Below are 13,579 nucleotides of genomic sequence, written 5' to 3'. Positions count from 1 at the left end.
TCTATCCAAAATAGCGATGATAAATTGTTTTTGCTTCGCTTATATCTTTCGTTCCATGTACAAGTACACGACCATCTTTAAAAGCAACTAATCTCTTTTCTTCCACAGAAAATGATAATAAATATGGATTTACATTTAAATCCTGCACACGATCATTCAGCAGCTCTTTATATCTTTCAAAATCTATTTCCTCTTTATGAGGTGGTCTAATTTGAACTGTATTTCTCCCGCATAAAACTGCTGTTTTCGATGTGTTTTCTTTATTTAAATACGGGTATATCGCATTCTCTCCGCACGAAGGACAATTGTGTTTACGAAGCTTTTGCACATTCATACATGAATATTCATTCTTCCATACATCAAATGACACAAGTCCATCTCGCAGTGATTCGTAATCTTCTACTAACAGTTTAAGAGCTTCTGTTACTTGATGAGAAACGACGAGAGATACAGCAGGTGATATAATACCCGCTGTATCACATGTTGCCCCGCCAAGCGGAATCGACTGTAATAAACATGATAAACATGGTGTTTTACTAGGAAGGATTGTGTAAGAAAGACCGTAACTACCTACACATGCACCGTAAATCCATGGAATAGAATATTTTTGTGCTATATCATTCACAATAAAGCGTGTTTCAAAATTATCAGTCGCATCAATAATTACATCAACATTTGTAACAAGTTCTTCTAGCTCTTCAGCTGTTACATCTTGAACGAGAGCTTCTATTGTTACATCACTATTGATCTCTTCTAAACGTTTTTTAGCCGCTATAGCTTTTGGAAGATTATTCTTTACGTCGCTCTCTGCATACAATTGTTGTCTTTGTAAATTACTCCAATCTACATAATCACGGTCAACAATTGTTATCTTGCCAACACCTGCTCTTACAAACATCTCTGCATTTGCACTACCTAATGCACCTGCACCGATAATAAGCACATGCTTTTCTCTTATCTTTTGCTGTCCTTCTTCTCCAATTGGAGAAAATAGTTCTTGGCGAGAATATCGATTATTCAACTACGCTCATTCCTTCTAAAGGACTACTTGCAGTTGCACAACGCTTACGTGCAATACGACCTGCTTCAAAGCCTAAACGTCCTGCCTCAATACTTAATTTCATTGCTTGTGCCATTTTAATAGGATCTTTTGCTCCTGACACAGCCGTATTTAATAACACACCATCCGCTCCTAATTCCATTGCAAATGCCGCATCAGCTGGACTACCAATACCGGCATCAACGATAACTGGTACTGTCGCTTGTTCAATAATGAAGTTCAAATTTAATGGATTTACAATACCAAGCCCTGAACCGATTGGTGATGCTCCTGGCATAATCGCATGCACGCCAAGCTCTTGTAATTTACGTGCTAATACAACATCATCAGATGTATACGGAAGTACGATAAATCCTTCTTCTAGTAACATTTCAGATGCCTTTAACGTTTCTACCGGATCAGGTAATAACGTTCTATCATCACCAATAACTTCTACCTTTATCATGTCACAAAGCCCAGAGGCTTTTGCTAATTTTGCAATACGAACAGCCTCTTCAGCGTTTTTTGCCCCTGCTGTATTTGGTAATAACGTATATTTTTTCACATCAAGTTTCTCTAATAAATTAGGTTGCTTTGCATCAAAGATATCCATACGACGTACTGCAAACGTTAAAATTTCAGCTTGAGAAACGTCAATTGCCTTTTGCTGCACGTCAAAATCAGGGAATTTACCTGTTCCTAATAAAAGTCTAGAATGAAATGAAAATGGTCCAATGTTTAACATAATCAACCGCCTCCTACGAAAGTTACAATCTCAATTTGGTCTCCATCAAAAACAGATGTATCTGTATGATCATCTTTTTGTAAAATATCTTTATTACGCTCTACTACAACAATTCTGTTATCTAGCTCTAAATGTATAAGTAGCTCGGCTACTGTTTTTACACTCTCTGGCACTTCAATTTGATTACCATTAATTTTCAAATTCAAACTTCCATCCCCTTTCTAAACCGTTTTAGAAAGCAACGAATCTAGCAAATGATTCTCTTGCTTTCCTTCTATTAAATCAGCCATATATTGGCCAGAAACAGGACTTAATAAAATACCGTTTCGATAATGGCCCGTGCAAGCATATAAACCTTTTATTTCTTCATGCTCTCCCATATAAGGAGCTTCATGATTCGATTGTGGTCGTAATCCTGCCCACGTGCTTTCCCATTCTGCTTCTTTTAAAGCTGGCAATATTGTATAAGCACGCTCTAATATAGAAGTTATACTTTCTGGCTGCACAGTTTTATTGAACGTATGTGGCTTCATTGTTGCCCCAATTACGTAACGTCCACCGCGCTTTGGAGTAATGTAAAATCTTTCTTGAAAAATAGGTGCTTTTAAAAGTTGTTTTCTACTTTTTACCGCAACCACTTCTCCTTTAACTGGATATGTACCCCAATCACGGTGAAAATAACTGAGTAACTGCGTACTCCATGAACCTCCTGCAATAACGACTTTCTCACATGTGACAATACCTTCACTTGTAATAACTCCAGTCACTTTATTATTTTCAATACGGATATCAAATACTTCTGTTTGCTCATATATATCCGCACCGGAAATTGTCGCAGAATGTGCAAATGCTTTCGTAAGCTCTGGTGCAATAACATGACCGTCTTTCGGATAATATACTGCTCCTATAATAGATTCGGATAGATATGGCTCTTTTTCCCGCACATGGTCTCCCGTTAGAAAATAAGAATCTTCACCTGTTTTCTGCTGCCAATCCATAATGTGAAGAATTCTTTCCTTCTCATCTGCATTTTGAGCAATACGATAAATTCCTTTTTCTTCATATCCAATATCAATACCCGTCTTTTCACGTAAAACTGCTGCAAGTTGTGGAAATATAGCTCGGCTTTCTCTAGCAAGTTCAAATAGCGGATCATACGCATCCCATTCTGCTTGAACACCAAGTAAACCAGCAGCTGCTTTCGAAGCTTCCGATGCAATTCTTTGCTTTTCTACAATCGCTACTTTATGTCCTCTTTCTGCTAGAAAATGTGCAACTGAACTACCAATTACACCACCACCAATAATCGCTACATCATACTTCTCACACATGTTTTCCCGCCCACTTTCTTATTGATTCCTTATAAGACTTCGCTTTGCTATACGGGTTACTACTACTTAAAATTCCAGACATAACAGCAATTCCACTTACTTCACTTGCCAGAATATCCTTTGTATTCTCAGGAGTAATCCCTCCAATAGCTATAATTGGTATCGATAAGCTCCTTGCAATGTCCGAAATTTCTTCAAGCCCTCTCGCTGGCACACCTTTTTTACAATCTGTCGGAAATACATGGCCATAAACGAGTGAATCCGCTCCATTTTTAAATGCTACTATCGCTTCATCTAGCGAATGCACAGAATAACCGACATGCAAATAAGAAAACTTTTCTTTCACTGACTTTACATCTGTGCTTCGATATCCTAGTTGAACACGAGGAATATTTAATAAAATTGCAATATCAATTCGATCGTTTATGACAATTTTAGAAGCCGGAAAGCCCTCCATTAACAGAATTTCCACACCTTCATATAATTCCTTTGTACTCTTCTCACGCTCACGAATATGCAAATAATCAATCTCACTCTCAATTTGCATCGCTACATTCACTAACTCTTCGAATGGCATATGGCCATTTGAGATTACGTGGAGCTCATTTTTCATATTCATTCGCCTACTTTAAAATATTTTCGAATAGTTCATCGGCTGGGACGGTTTCTTTTGTCATTCCTTTGTCCTTCAGCCACTTATTTTGTTTCTCCCAAGACTCTTTTGAATCTGATAAGAATGGCTCATCTTTCGTTTCCATCTTCTCTAATAAAATTTTCATACTTTCCTTTTCAACTTCTGGCACAAGTGGGAAGTTTTCTTTTTCTTGATGATTTAATAAAATATTTAATGCTTCATCTGGATTTTTCTTCATGAAATCATAGCCTTTTTTCGTACCACGTAAGAAGGCTTGCAACGCTTCTTTATCTTTTTTCAACGTTTTATCACCTGTTACAAATACAAGCTCATGATAATTCGGTACACCATAATCTGCTGGATTAAAGTACGCTGGTTCATGACCTTCATGACGCATAACAGGTACTTCATGGTTAATGTATGCCCCTGTTACCGCATCCACTTTTTTCGTAATTAATGCTGGTACTAAATCAAAGCCAACATCGACTACTTTCACTGTATCTGGATTACCACCAGCTTCTTTTACCATCGTTTTTAAATACATCTCACTTAAAGGTGTTCCAGAATATCCCACTGTTTTCCCCTCTAAATCTTTTGGCGATTGAATGCCTGCTGACTTCAGTGATACAACATGATTTAATGGGGAACGTACGACAGCTCCAATTGATTTCACTGGAATTTGTTCGTTTGCTTTTGCCATAACAACATCTGGTTGATAATATAGGCCAACCGTTACTTTTCCTGCAGCTGCTAAAGTTAATGGGTCAGTCGGATTGGAAGGGAATTTAATATTCACCTTTACACCTTCTTCTTTAAAGTAGCCTTTTTCAATTGCTGCATAAATAAAGCTATGTACCGCATTTGGGTACCAATCAAGCATGACCGTTATTTCTTTTTCTTTTTTACTCTTATCTGATGCTGAATTACTAGAACATCCAGCAATCATTGCAACTAATAATGTAAACACAAAGATGCGTTTTAATAATTTCATGAATGCTTCCTCCAACTAATGAATTTCTTTTCTAATATCGAAATAAGTATGACGAAGAAAATAGCTAATAACGATAACAATACAATGGGTGCAAATACACCTGCTCCGTCTAACTGCGTCATCATTCTTTTACTGAAATATCCTAGCCCAGCTTGTGCACCGAGCCATTCACCAATTGCTGCCCCAATTACACTAAGCGGAACTGCGATTTTTAAAGCTGAGAAAAAATAAGGAAGAGCAGACGGCAATTTTAATTTAAGAAAAACATCTTTTTTCGTTGCCCCGTATGTAACTAAAAGCTCTTCCCATTCTTTTTTCGTACTGCGTAGTCCATCATACGTATTGACCGCAATCGGGAAAAACGTAATTAAAACCGTAACAACGACTTTACTCCAAATCGTATATCCAAACCATAAAACGAAGAGCGGAGCAAGCGCTGTAATAGGAATCGTTTGTGAAGCGACTAATAATGGATAAAATGCTCTCTCCATCCATGTACTCGCATTCATTAACATCGCTAGCCCTACCCCAAGTACGATAGAAATTGCCACACCTATTAAAACGACATATAATGTTGCCGGCAAATGAACCGTAAATAATATATCTTTTAGTTTCCATATCTTCATTACAATTGCAGACGGTGACGGTAAAATGTACATTTCATCTACAATTATTGCTCCTACTTCCCAAAGGGCAAGTAAGATACTAGAAAGTGTAAGAGCAGGTAATAGCTCCTTCAACCAGTTCATCATACGAGTACCTGCCTTTGTAACATACTAAGAAGCTCATCTTTCAGCGCCAATACTTCCGGTTTATATAAATCTTTTCGTGTTCTGTTATGATCAAGCGGCACTATCCGCTCAGTCAAAGTAGTTATCGGCTGCTGCTCCACTACTAAAATTCGATTAGAAAGAAACAATGCTTCTTCCACATCATGAGTAATAAATAAAATTGTTTTTTCCCACTCTTTCCATTGTTCAAACAGCCATTCTTGCAAAGATGCCTTCGTTAAAGCATCCAACGCGCTAAACGGCTCATCTAATAACAATATCTCCCCGCCTGTTAATAAAGTTCGAATAAAAGATACACGTTGTCTCATACCCCCAGATAAATCTTTCGGATATTTTGTCTCATACCCTTGTAAACCAAATTTATGCAATAGTTCCTTTGCCTTTTTGTGCTTCTTTCTTCGGCACGCCTTGGCATTCTAATGGCAAAGCAGCATTCTCAATAATCGTTCTCCACGGCAAGAGCATATCTTTTTGAGGCATATACCCTACAGGATGGCTCTTTGTTTCTATCAGCTCTATCTGACCAGTACTTACTTCTTCTAAACCTGTAATAAGGCGAAATAAAGTACTTTTCCCACATCCACTCGGTCCGATAATACTTACAAACTCTTTATCTTGTATAGAAGCATTTAATTCATTGATGATTGGTTTCTCATCATAATGAAAACAAACATTATGAAATTGTAGTATGTTCTTGCTCCTCAAATCCCCACATCTCCTTACGATAGGACATATCCCAGAATAAATATTCAAATCGACTGGAATATAGGAAAATCTCCTCTAATCGGTCAAGCTCTTTTTCAGACTTTCCAACTGCCATTTCATTTAATAAATCTATTAACCAAATACAGAGGTTGCCGTATTCTTCAGAACTATATCCTTGAATCCACTCACCAAAGAATTCATGATCCCTTGCTCCCGGAATATCATTTAAACGCTTTCCAATCTCCCAATAGCTCCACATACACGGAAGAAGTGCTGCTATTAATTCTGCAAGTGTGCCATTTTGAGATACAGACATCATGTAATTTGTATAAGCTAAATTTTTAGCAGATGGCTTTGCAGACTCTATCTCCTCTATAGAAATTCCAAGTCTTTTTGCATACTGTTTATGGATTGTCATTTCTCCATTTAATATTCCATCAATTTGTTCAGCAAATTTCCCCATAACTTGTGGATTCGTTGCCTTTACAACACCGATAGCATATAACTTTGCATAATCTAACAAGTATAAATAATCTTGAATAATGTAATACTGAAACTTATCTTTTTCTAACGTACCATCCCCCATACCTACTACAAATGGATGATTATGACTCATCTCCCAAACTGGTTGTACAGTTTCTAATAATCTATCGCAAAATTTCATTTCTCTATCCCCTTCCAGTATGTGTATATAAATAAAAAACCACTTCTCTATATAAGAAGTGGTTACAGCCAATAAAATTATAATTTATTCGTTGTTCCACTTCCCTTCGCTAGTATTACCTAGATCAGGTGTTATAAGGGTTAAGGATTATTCCTCTCTCAGCACAACAAGCACCCCTAGTGGTTTCAATATGAAATTTTCAAATAAAAAAGCCCCGTTTCTATACGCAAAGAAACGGGGACTCATTATTAGTGTCCGAATTGCTTCCCTACGCTAGCATAATCTAGATCAGGTAATAAAAAGGATCAAAGACTTAAGGTCTTACTCTCAGCTGGCAACACCAGCTCTCCTAGCAAACTATAAAATTATCACTGTCAGTATAACACCGTAATAAGACATCATCAACTTTTTTAATTTTCTTAATTATCAACATAATATCGAAGTTATACAATACATACATTCTATTTTAGAAAATAAAACACCAATTAATTGTATAAAAAGGAATCATTATCCTCAAAAAATTTATTTTTATATTGATTTCATATTACATTTATGTGAATACACCCACTATATTATATCTTTATACTATAATAAAATTACAACTATACAACTAGAGGAGGTCTCTATTCCATGAATATGAAAGCTACTGCTTTAACAGCAACTACTGTAGCGATTGCTTCTTTACTTCCTTCTATGGGTGAAACAAATGTACAAAAAGCAAACGCTGAACAATTATCTAATATTAAAACTGGGTATGTCAAAGTCGATCAAGTAGCATTACATACAGAAAATAACGTAAAAAGCACATCAATTGATACAATTCGCTTTAATACAAAAGTGAACATCCTTGAAACAACTAATGGTTGGTATAAAGTATCTGTTCATAATAAAGTAGGTTATGTACAAAAAGATGCTATTTTACTAAAAAACAAACTTCAATCTAATGATCAATACATCGTTAATGCTAATGCATTAAACGTTCGCTCTGAACCTAATTTAGAATCTTCCATTTTAGATGTATTACCAAATGGCAAGTTTATTACCGTTCAAGAAGATCAAGGCGAATGGTATAAAATCTCACATAATGGCCAAACAGGTTACGTACAAAAAGCATTCATCTCTAATGGTTCACAACCCTTAGTAAAAGGAATCACCGTTCAAAATAATACAAAATATACCGTTGCAACACCTAATCTAAATGTACGTAGCAACGCTAGTACAAGTAGCGCTCTACTCGGTTCATTACAAAACGGTACACAAGTACAAGTAGTAGAAACTGTAGGAACTTGGTATAAAATTCGTTTTGGCACAGGATACGGATATGTAGCAAAACACTATGTAGTACAAAATCAACCACAAGCTAAAACAGATCAGCCTTCATCAATTCCAGCTGCTTTCAAATTCCCCGCTCAAGGAAGAATTAGCTCAACCTTTGATATACGCTGGGAACAAATGCATTATGGTATAGATATTGCCGCTCCAGGAAACGTCTCTATCCAAGCTGCTGCTGCAGGTAAAGTTGTGAAATCTTATTATTCAGCTAGCTATGGCAATGTTGTTTTCATTGCGCATCAAATCAATGGGAAATTATATACAACTGTTTATGCTCATATGAAGGATCGCACTGTACAAGCTGGTGATCAAGTACAAACTGGACAATTAATAGGTCATATGGGAAACACAGGTCATTCATACGGGCAACATCTTCATTTTGAATTACATAATGGAGAATGGAATTTTGAAAAAACAAATGCAGTAAATCCACTGCCATATTTAGTTAGGTAAATTGTATGCCACGCAATATACCTCTTATAATTGAATACGTAGCCTTTTTAGGTTTAATCTGTTGTTTAATCATTTACAATACAAACATTGTATTTTTATCTATTATTATTGCTTTTGTTGCATTAGAAATTATGATGGAATCATTTCAAGTGCAACTAAAACAAAAAATTGCCCATATTTATAATGCTATTTTTCTTTTAAGTGCTCTCATAACAAATATAATTAGTAATGGCTTTTATTTATCTACTGTATTTCCAGTATTCTTTATGGCTGTTTTATTATTTGTAGCTAGATATATTAATGTCCCTTATAACCAAAAACAAAAACAAGAAGCTTAGAAAGAGGAGACACTGTGTACCAATCTTTCAAAGATACTCCAATAAAATACATATTGAATTTGTATAAGAAAACCAATACTTTTTTTGGTATACAAGGAAGTTATACTGCACAACTCCTCCTATATGGAATGCTTTTTCTTGTCTTAATCACTTTCTCCTTGTTTTACTAACAAAAAAGGATCTCACATAAACTGGAGATCCTTTTTAATTTATATGAATTTTTCATATCGAAAATATTGTTTATCCACAAGCATATTTTTCATAAATAAAGCTCAGATTATATTTTTTCTCTAAACTCATTCGTTGTTCGTCATCGCACCAATAGAAAAGAATATCATGAATCGTTGCGTAACGCTTATTTTTAAGAAATAGCCTAAAGAATGATGGTAAACAATCATGTAATTGTATAAATATATAATTGCGTAGTATTTCTTCTTTATATTCAATGCCCTTACAAATATACAGTAATTCTTCACAATAATATGCATGCTGTGGAACTTGTATCATTTCGAAAAATGGCACATAAGATAGTAGCTTTCCAATAAAATGACCGTATCGATCCATTACTCCTATCGTCATATGCTCCATCATTTCTTTCATCACATATAAATAATCATCTACATGCGTTGTCTTTAATGGGTCTAAGCGATCGGAAATTTGAGATAATACAGCTCTTTGACATGCTAAAACTGCCTGACTAGGTCCATAATATGATAGGAAATCTGTACACTTACGATATTTCCGTAATAAATCATGTGTATACAAATCATATACAAAAGTATTACAATACATCGCTAAACTCATCATATCACTATTTAATTGCTCTTTTGATAATGATTTCGCTCTCTTGCACATATAAAAGAATGTAAATTCCAATACTTCTTTATGAGATAATAAATGTTTACAATCGGTTATACACTTCTCATTAAATTTAACTCTATCCCAAATTTCAATATCCCTATCTGTCAATTCACCTATACGATATTTAATAATTAAATAATTTAAAGCAACTGATTGCGTCAAAAGATCCCATGTTTCATATTCCAATGAAGTATGAACAAACTCAGCTAATCCTTGCGCTATCATAAAATCATTTGCCTCTTCATACCAACCAATCTCTTGGCATAAGCGAAGAATACGCACTAAAGTTGGAATTTCATCTTTATGAAACTGCGGTAATTTCTTTGCTTTATTCATGCCATATACGATAAATGACGCTAAATTTTCTTCTTTATAAAATTCTTTCTCTTTCCATACTAATATAGTTCGTTCTTTCCCCTCACCTTTTGGGTGACAAGGTACAAGCAAAGAAAATAATTCAGCGAAATTATTTGGTTCTATATATGTATCTGTAACCAAATTCCAATTTGGATCGCCCTGTACAGCCTTCATATAATTCCCCTTCCCTTTTCATCTATGTAGGAAATATTAATTTATTATCGCGCCACTAAAAATTAATATTGTTATATTCAAAATCTCTCATAATACTTATATCTATCAGTATATCATCTTTTCTCTTATTAAAAATGAAGAATAACAAATTTTAAAAAACTGTCGAAATTATTAACCACATACTTATTATATAATGTCTCAGATACATCACGCTAACATATTAGTTTAATCCATATATGCTAGAATAATGTATCTGAACTTTATATATAATTTAGCTCTTTATGAGTGACCATCAGACTCTCGGTTAATGAAAGTTTCAATTTACTCTGTATGCTCTGAGATTTCGCTCAAGGCAAATCCAGCTTGATCATCTGCTGATTCCCTTATAGCTAAATCTCCTAGTGCTAACATGCCAATAAGTTGACCACTATCAACTACTGGTAATCGTCTAATTTGATGTTGTGCCATTAGCTCTGTAGCTTTTTCAATAGAATCATTTGGAGAAACTGAGATAATATTTGTTGTCATCACATTTGTAATTTTATTAGATCCAGGATGTTTTTCAGCAATCCCTCGAACGACTAAATCTCGATCAGTAACAAGCCCAACAACTTGCTCATTTTCAACAACTGGGATTAATCCAACTGATTCTTCCTTCATTTTAACAGCTGCCTCATATACATTGTCTAGCGGTGTACAATGTACAATATGGGTACTCATTAAGTCTCTAACTCGTGTCATTATTTATTTCCTCCTTTTTATACATACCATAGCTTTTCCAAAATCCCTTTATTTATTTCTGGAAAGTAACGTAATAAAAAGGATTAACAAAATAAAAAAGAGCCAGCATAATGCTGACTCTTTTTTGTATGACCCGTACGGGATTCGAACCCGTGTTACCGCCGTGAAAGGGCGGTGTCTTAACCACTTGACCAACGGGCCATGGCTCCGCAGGTAGGACTCGAACCTACGACCGATCGGTTAACAGCCGATAGCTCTACCACTGAGCTACTGCGGAATAATATATGGTGGGCCTAAATGGACTCGAACCATCGACCTCACGCTTATCAGGCGTGCGCTCTAACCAGCTGAGCTATAGGCCCATATACTTTACAGGGGCAGTAGGAATCGAACCCACACTGGAGGTTTTGGAGACCTCAGTTCTACCTTTAAACTATGCCCCTAAATGATGCCGGCTAGAGGACTTGAACCCCCAACCTACTGATTACAAGTCAGTTGCTCTACCAATTGAGCTAAGCCGGCATAAAAAAATGGTGGCTCGGGACGGAATCGAACCGCCGACACGAGGATTTTCAGTCCTCTGCTCTACCGACTGAGCTACCGAGCCAACATAAATGGCGGTCCCGACCGGGGTCGAACCGGCGATCTCCTGCGTGACAGGCAGGCATGTTAACCACTACACCACGGGACCATTTGGTTGCGGGGACAGGATTTGAACCTGCGACCTTCGGGTTATGAGCCCGACGAGCTACCGTGCTGCTCCACCCCGCGATAATACTATTTATATAAAATTTATATGGTGGAGGATGACGGGATCGAACCGCCGACCCCCTGCTTGTAAGGCAGGTGCTCTCCCAGCTGAGCTAATCCTCCAAAGTGGTGACCCGTACGGGATTCGAACCCGTGTTACCGCCGTGAAAGGGCGGTGTCTTAACCACTTGACCAACGGGCCAAATATTATAAATCCTATGGCGGAGAGCAAGGGATTCGAACCCTTGATACGCTTGTGACGTATACACGATTTCCAATCGTGCTCCTTCGGCCAACTCGGACAGCTCTCCAATGGCTCCGCAGGTAGGAATCGAACCTACGACCGATCGGTTAACAGCCGATAGCTCTACCGCTGAGCTACTGCGGAATAATATTTGCCTGGCAACGTCCTACTCTCACAGGGACAAGGTCCCAACTACCATCGGCGCTAGAGAGCTTAACTTCCGTGTTCGGTATGGGAACGGGTGTGACCTCTCTGCCATCATCACCAAACTATTGAAGGCATATTCCTTCAAAACTAGATAACATTGCTACATATTATATGGTTAAGTCCTCGATCTATTAGTATTCGTCAGCTCCACATGTCACCATGCTTCCACCTCGAACCTATCAACCTGATCATCTTTCAGGGATCTTACTAGCTTACGCTATGGGAAATCTCATCTTGAGGGGGGCTTCATGCTTAGATGCTTTCAGCACTTATCCCTTCCGCACATAGCTACCCAGCTATGCCCTTGGCAGAACAACTGGTACACCAGCGGTGCGTCCATCCCGGTCCTCTCGTACTAAGGACAGCTCCTCTCAAATTTCCTACGCCCACGACGGATAGGGACCGAACTGTCTCACGACGTTCTGAACCCAGCTCGCGTACCGCTTTAATGGGCGAACAGCCCAACCCTTGGGACCGACTACAGCCCCAGGATGCGATGAGCCGACATCGAGGTGCCAAACCTCCCCGTCGATGTGGACTCTTGGGGGAGATAAGCCTGTTATCCCCGGGGTAGCTTTTATCCGTTGAGCGATGGCCCTTCCATGCGGAACCACCGGATCACTAAGCCCGACTTTCGTCCCTGCTCGACTTGTAGGTCTCGCAGTCAAGCTCCCTTATGCCTTTGCACTCTACGAATGATTTCCAACCATTCTGAGGGAACCTTTGGGCGCCTCCGTTACACTTTAGGAGGCGACCGCCCCAGTCAAACTGCCCACCTGACACTGTCTCCCGGGTCGATAAGACCCGTAGGTTAGAATTTCAATACAGTCAGGGCGGTATCCCACCAGCGCCTCCACCGAAGCTAGCGCTCCGGTTTCAATGGCTCCCGCCTATCCTGTACAAACTGTACCAAAATTCAATATCAGGCTACAGTAAAGCTCCACGGGGTCTTTCCGTCCTGTCGCGGGTAACCTGCATCTTCACAGGTACTATAATTTCACCGAGTCTCTGGTTGAGACAGTGCCCAAATCGTTACACCTTTCGTGCGGGTCGGAACTTACCCGACAAGGAATTTCGCTACCTTAGGACCGTTATAGTTACGGCCGCCGTTTACTGGGGCTTCAGTTCAGAGCTTCGCTTACGCTAACCCCTCTCCTTAACCTTCCAGCACCGGGCAGGTGTCACCCCCTATACTTCGCCTTACGGCTTCGCAGAGAGCTGT

Annotated in this window: 12 protein-coding genes, 12 tRNA genes, 2 rRNA genes, 1 pseudogene and 2 riboswitches (1 of these 29 cut by a window edge); of the genes and pseudogenes, 2 read left to right on the top strand and 25 right to left on the bottom strand. The window is 38.1% G+C overall.

Translation table 11 applies throughout. The features are described 5' to 3' along the window. Nucleotide 1: 1 nt before the first annotated feature. The 9 genes and pseudogenes from thiF to tenA all read right to left on the bottom strand — a co-directional run bounded on the left by thiF (nt 2) and on the right by tenA (nt 6,900). On the bottom strand, nt 2-1,021 hold the full coding sequence (gene thiF / locus F3I02_RS31780; protein WP_074594513.1) for a thiazole biosynthesis adenylyltransferase ThiF: 1,020 nt from the start codon (nt 1,019-1,021) through the stop codon (nt 2-4). After that, complete coding sequence (gene thiG, locus F3I02_RS31775) at nt 1,014-1,784, bottom strand: thiazole synthase (protein ID WP_196478774.1); 771 nt, start codon at nt 1,782-1,784, stop codon at nt 1,014-1,016. Before thiG ends, thiF begins: the two co-directional genes overlap by 8 nt. Before the next feature lie 2 nt (nt 1,785-1,786). Further along, the gene (thiS, locus tag F3I02_RS31770) at nt 1,787-1,990 is read right to left on the bottom strand and encodes a sulfur carrier protein ThiS (protein WP_001049504.1); all 204 of its coding nucleotides are present in this window, start codon (nt 1,988-1,990) and stop codon (nt 1,787-1,789) included. Between the two features lie 15 nt (nt 1,991-2,005). Then, a complete protein-coding gene (gene thiO, locus F3I02_RS31765; RefSeq protein WP_000333300.1) occupies nt 2,006-3,115 on the bottom strand; it encodes a glycine oxidase ThiO in 1,110 nt (369 codons plus the stop codon). Further along, nucleotides 3,108-3,728, bottom strand: a complete 621-nt coding sequence (tenI, locus tag F3I02_RS31760; RefSeq protein WP_074594517.1) for a thiazole tautomerase TenI — start codon at nt 3,726-3,728, stop codon at nt 3,108-3,110. The genes thiO and tenI overlap by 8 nt, the downstream gene beginning before the upstream one ends. Before the next feature lie 10 nt (nt 3,729-3,738). Then, nucleotides 3,739-4,740 (bottom strand): ABC transporter substrate-binding protein, encoded by a 1,002-nt coding sequence (locus F3I02_RS31755; RefSeq protein WP_000771336.1) that lies wholly within the window; start codon nt 4,738-4,740, stop codon nt 3,739-3,741. Beyond that, complete coding sequence (locus F3I02_RS31750; protein ID WP_196478796.1) at nt 4,737-5,489, bottom strand: ABC transporter permease; 753 nt, start codon at nt 5,487-5,489, stop codon at nt 4,737-4,739. The genes F3I02_RS31755 and F3I02_RS31750 overlap by 4 nt, the downstream gene beginning before the upstream one ends. Next, a pseudogene (locus tag F3I02_RS31745) lies at nt 5,489-6,236 on the bottom strand (ABC transporter ATP-binding protein). Before F3I02_RS31745 ends, F3I02_RS31750 begins: the two are co-directional and overlap by 1 nt. Continuing rightward, nucleotides 6,205-6,900: a thiaminase II gene (gene tenA / locus F3I02_RS31740; protein WP_000666825.1), complete on the bottom strand. Its 696-nt coding sequence runs from the start codon at nt 6,898-6,900 to the stop codon at nt 6,205-6,207. Before tenA ends, F3I02_RS31745 begins: the two are co-directional and overlap by 32 nt. Nucleotides 6,901-6,984: 84 nt before the next feature. Further along, a riboswitch (TPP riboswitch) is annotated at nt 6,985-7,088 on the bottom strand. A 60-nt stretch (nt 7,089-7,148) separates the two neighbouring features. Beyond that, a riboswitch (TPP riboswitch) is annotated at nt 7,149-7,261 on the bottom strand. Nucleotides 7,262-7,530: 269 nt separating this feature from the next. Here tenA and F3I02_RS31735 point away from each other — a divergent pair. Both F3I02_RS31735 and F3I02_RS31730 read left to right on the top strand, forming a co-directional pair. After that, nucleotides 7,531-8,685: an SH3 domain-containing protein gene (locus tag F3I02_RS31735; protein ID WP_001056039.1), complete on the top strand. Its 1,155-nt coding sequence runs from the start codon at nt 7,531-7,533 to the stop codon at nt 8,683-8,685. A gap of 5 nt (nt 8,686-8,690) precedes the next feature. Next, nucleotides 8,691-9,023, top strand: coding sequence for a hypothetical protein (locus F3I02_RS31730; protein ID WP_001137823.1), 333 nt, complete (start codon nt 8,691-8,693; stop codon nt 9,021-9,023). Between the two features lie 240 nt (nt 9,024-9,263). Here F3I02_RS31730 and F3I02_RS31725 read toward each other — a convergent pair whose 3' ends face one another. The 16 genes from F3I02_RS31725 to F3I02_RS31650 form a co-directional block, all read right to left on the bottom strand. Next, nucleotides 9,264-10,415 carry a DUF3965 domain-containing protein gene (locus tag F3I02_RS31725; protein ID WP_046946538.1) on the bottom strand — a complete coding sequence of 384 codons (1,152 nt, stop codon included), beginning with the start codon at nt 10,413-10,415 and terminating at the stop codon, nt 9,264-9,266. Between the two features lie 321 nt (nt 10,416-10,736). After that, entirely contained in the window at nt 10,737-11,156 is a 420-nt protein-coding gene (locus tag F3I02_RS31720; protein ID WP_000199010.1) for a CBS domain-containing protein, read from the bottom strand. Between the two features lie 129 nt (nt 11,157-11,285). Beyond that, nucleotides 11,286-11,357, bottom strand: a tRNA-Glu gene (locus tag F3I02_RS31715). 1 nt (nt 11,358) lies between these two features. Beyond that, nucleotides 11,359-11,433 (bottom strand) — tRNA-Asn (locus F3I02_RS31710). An 8-nt stretch (nt 11,434-11,441) separates the two neighbouring features. Next, nucleotides 11,442-11,518: transfer RNA gene (locus tag F3I02_RS31705), tRNA-Ile, on the bottom strand. A gap of 10 nt (nt 11,519-11,528) precedes the next feature. After that, nucleotides 11,529-11,599, bottom strand: a tRNA-Trp gene (locus tag F3I02_RS31700). 6 nt (nt 11,600-11,605) lie between these two features. Then, nucleotides 11,606-11,678: transfer RNA gene (locus F3I02_RS31695), tRNA-Thr, on the bottom strand. Nucleotides 11,679-11,687: 9 nt separating this feature from the next. Then, nucleotides 11,688-11,763 (bottom strand) — tRNA-Phe (locus F3I02_RS31690). Nucleotides 11,764-11,771: 8 nt separating this feature from the next. Then, nucleotides 11,772-11,847, bottom strand: a tRNA-Asp gene (locus F3I02_RS31685). 3 nt (nt 11,848-11,850) lie between these two features. Beyond that, nucleotides 11,851-11,927 (bottom strand) — tRNA-Met (locus tag F3I02_RS31680). Between the two features lie 26 nt (nt 11,928-11,953). Then, nucleotides 11,954-12,029, bottom strand: a tRNA-Val gene (locus F3I02_RS31675). A gap of 4 nt (nt 12,030-12,033) precedes the next feature. Beyond that, a tRNA-Glu gene (locus F3I02_RS31670) sits at nt 12,034-12,108 on the bottom strand. Between the two features lie 17 nt (nt 12,109-12,125). Continuing rightward, nucleotides 12,126-12,217, bottom strand: a tRNA-Ser gene (locus tag F3I02_RS31665). A 2-nt stretch (nt 12,218-12,219) separates the two neighbouring features. Then, nucleotides 12,220-12,294, bottom strand: a tRNA-Asn gene (locus tag F3I02_RS31660). Between the two features lie 9 nt (nt 12,295-12,303). Continuing rightward, nucleotides 12,304-12,419, bottom strand: a 5S ribosomal RNA gene (gene rrf / locus F3I02_RS31655). 49 nt (nt 12,420-12,468) lie between these two features. Then, nucleotides 12,469-13,579, bottom strand: a 23S ribosomal RNA gene (locus F3I02_RS31650); it runs 1,812 nt beyond the window's last position.

It is taken from the genome of Bacillus sp. SRB3LM, assembly GCF_015712745.1.
In the GTDB taxonomy this organism is placed as follows: Bacteria; Bacillota; Bacilli; order Bacillales; family Bacillaceae_G; genus Bacillus_A; species Bacillus_A thuringiensis_K.
Note: the sequence above shows the minus strand (reverse complement) of the source record. Positions and strands in the feature narration are given on the sequence as shown.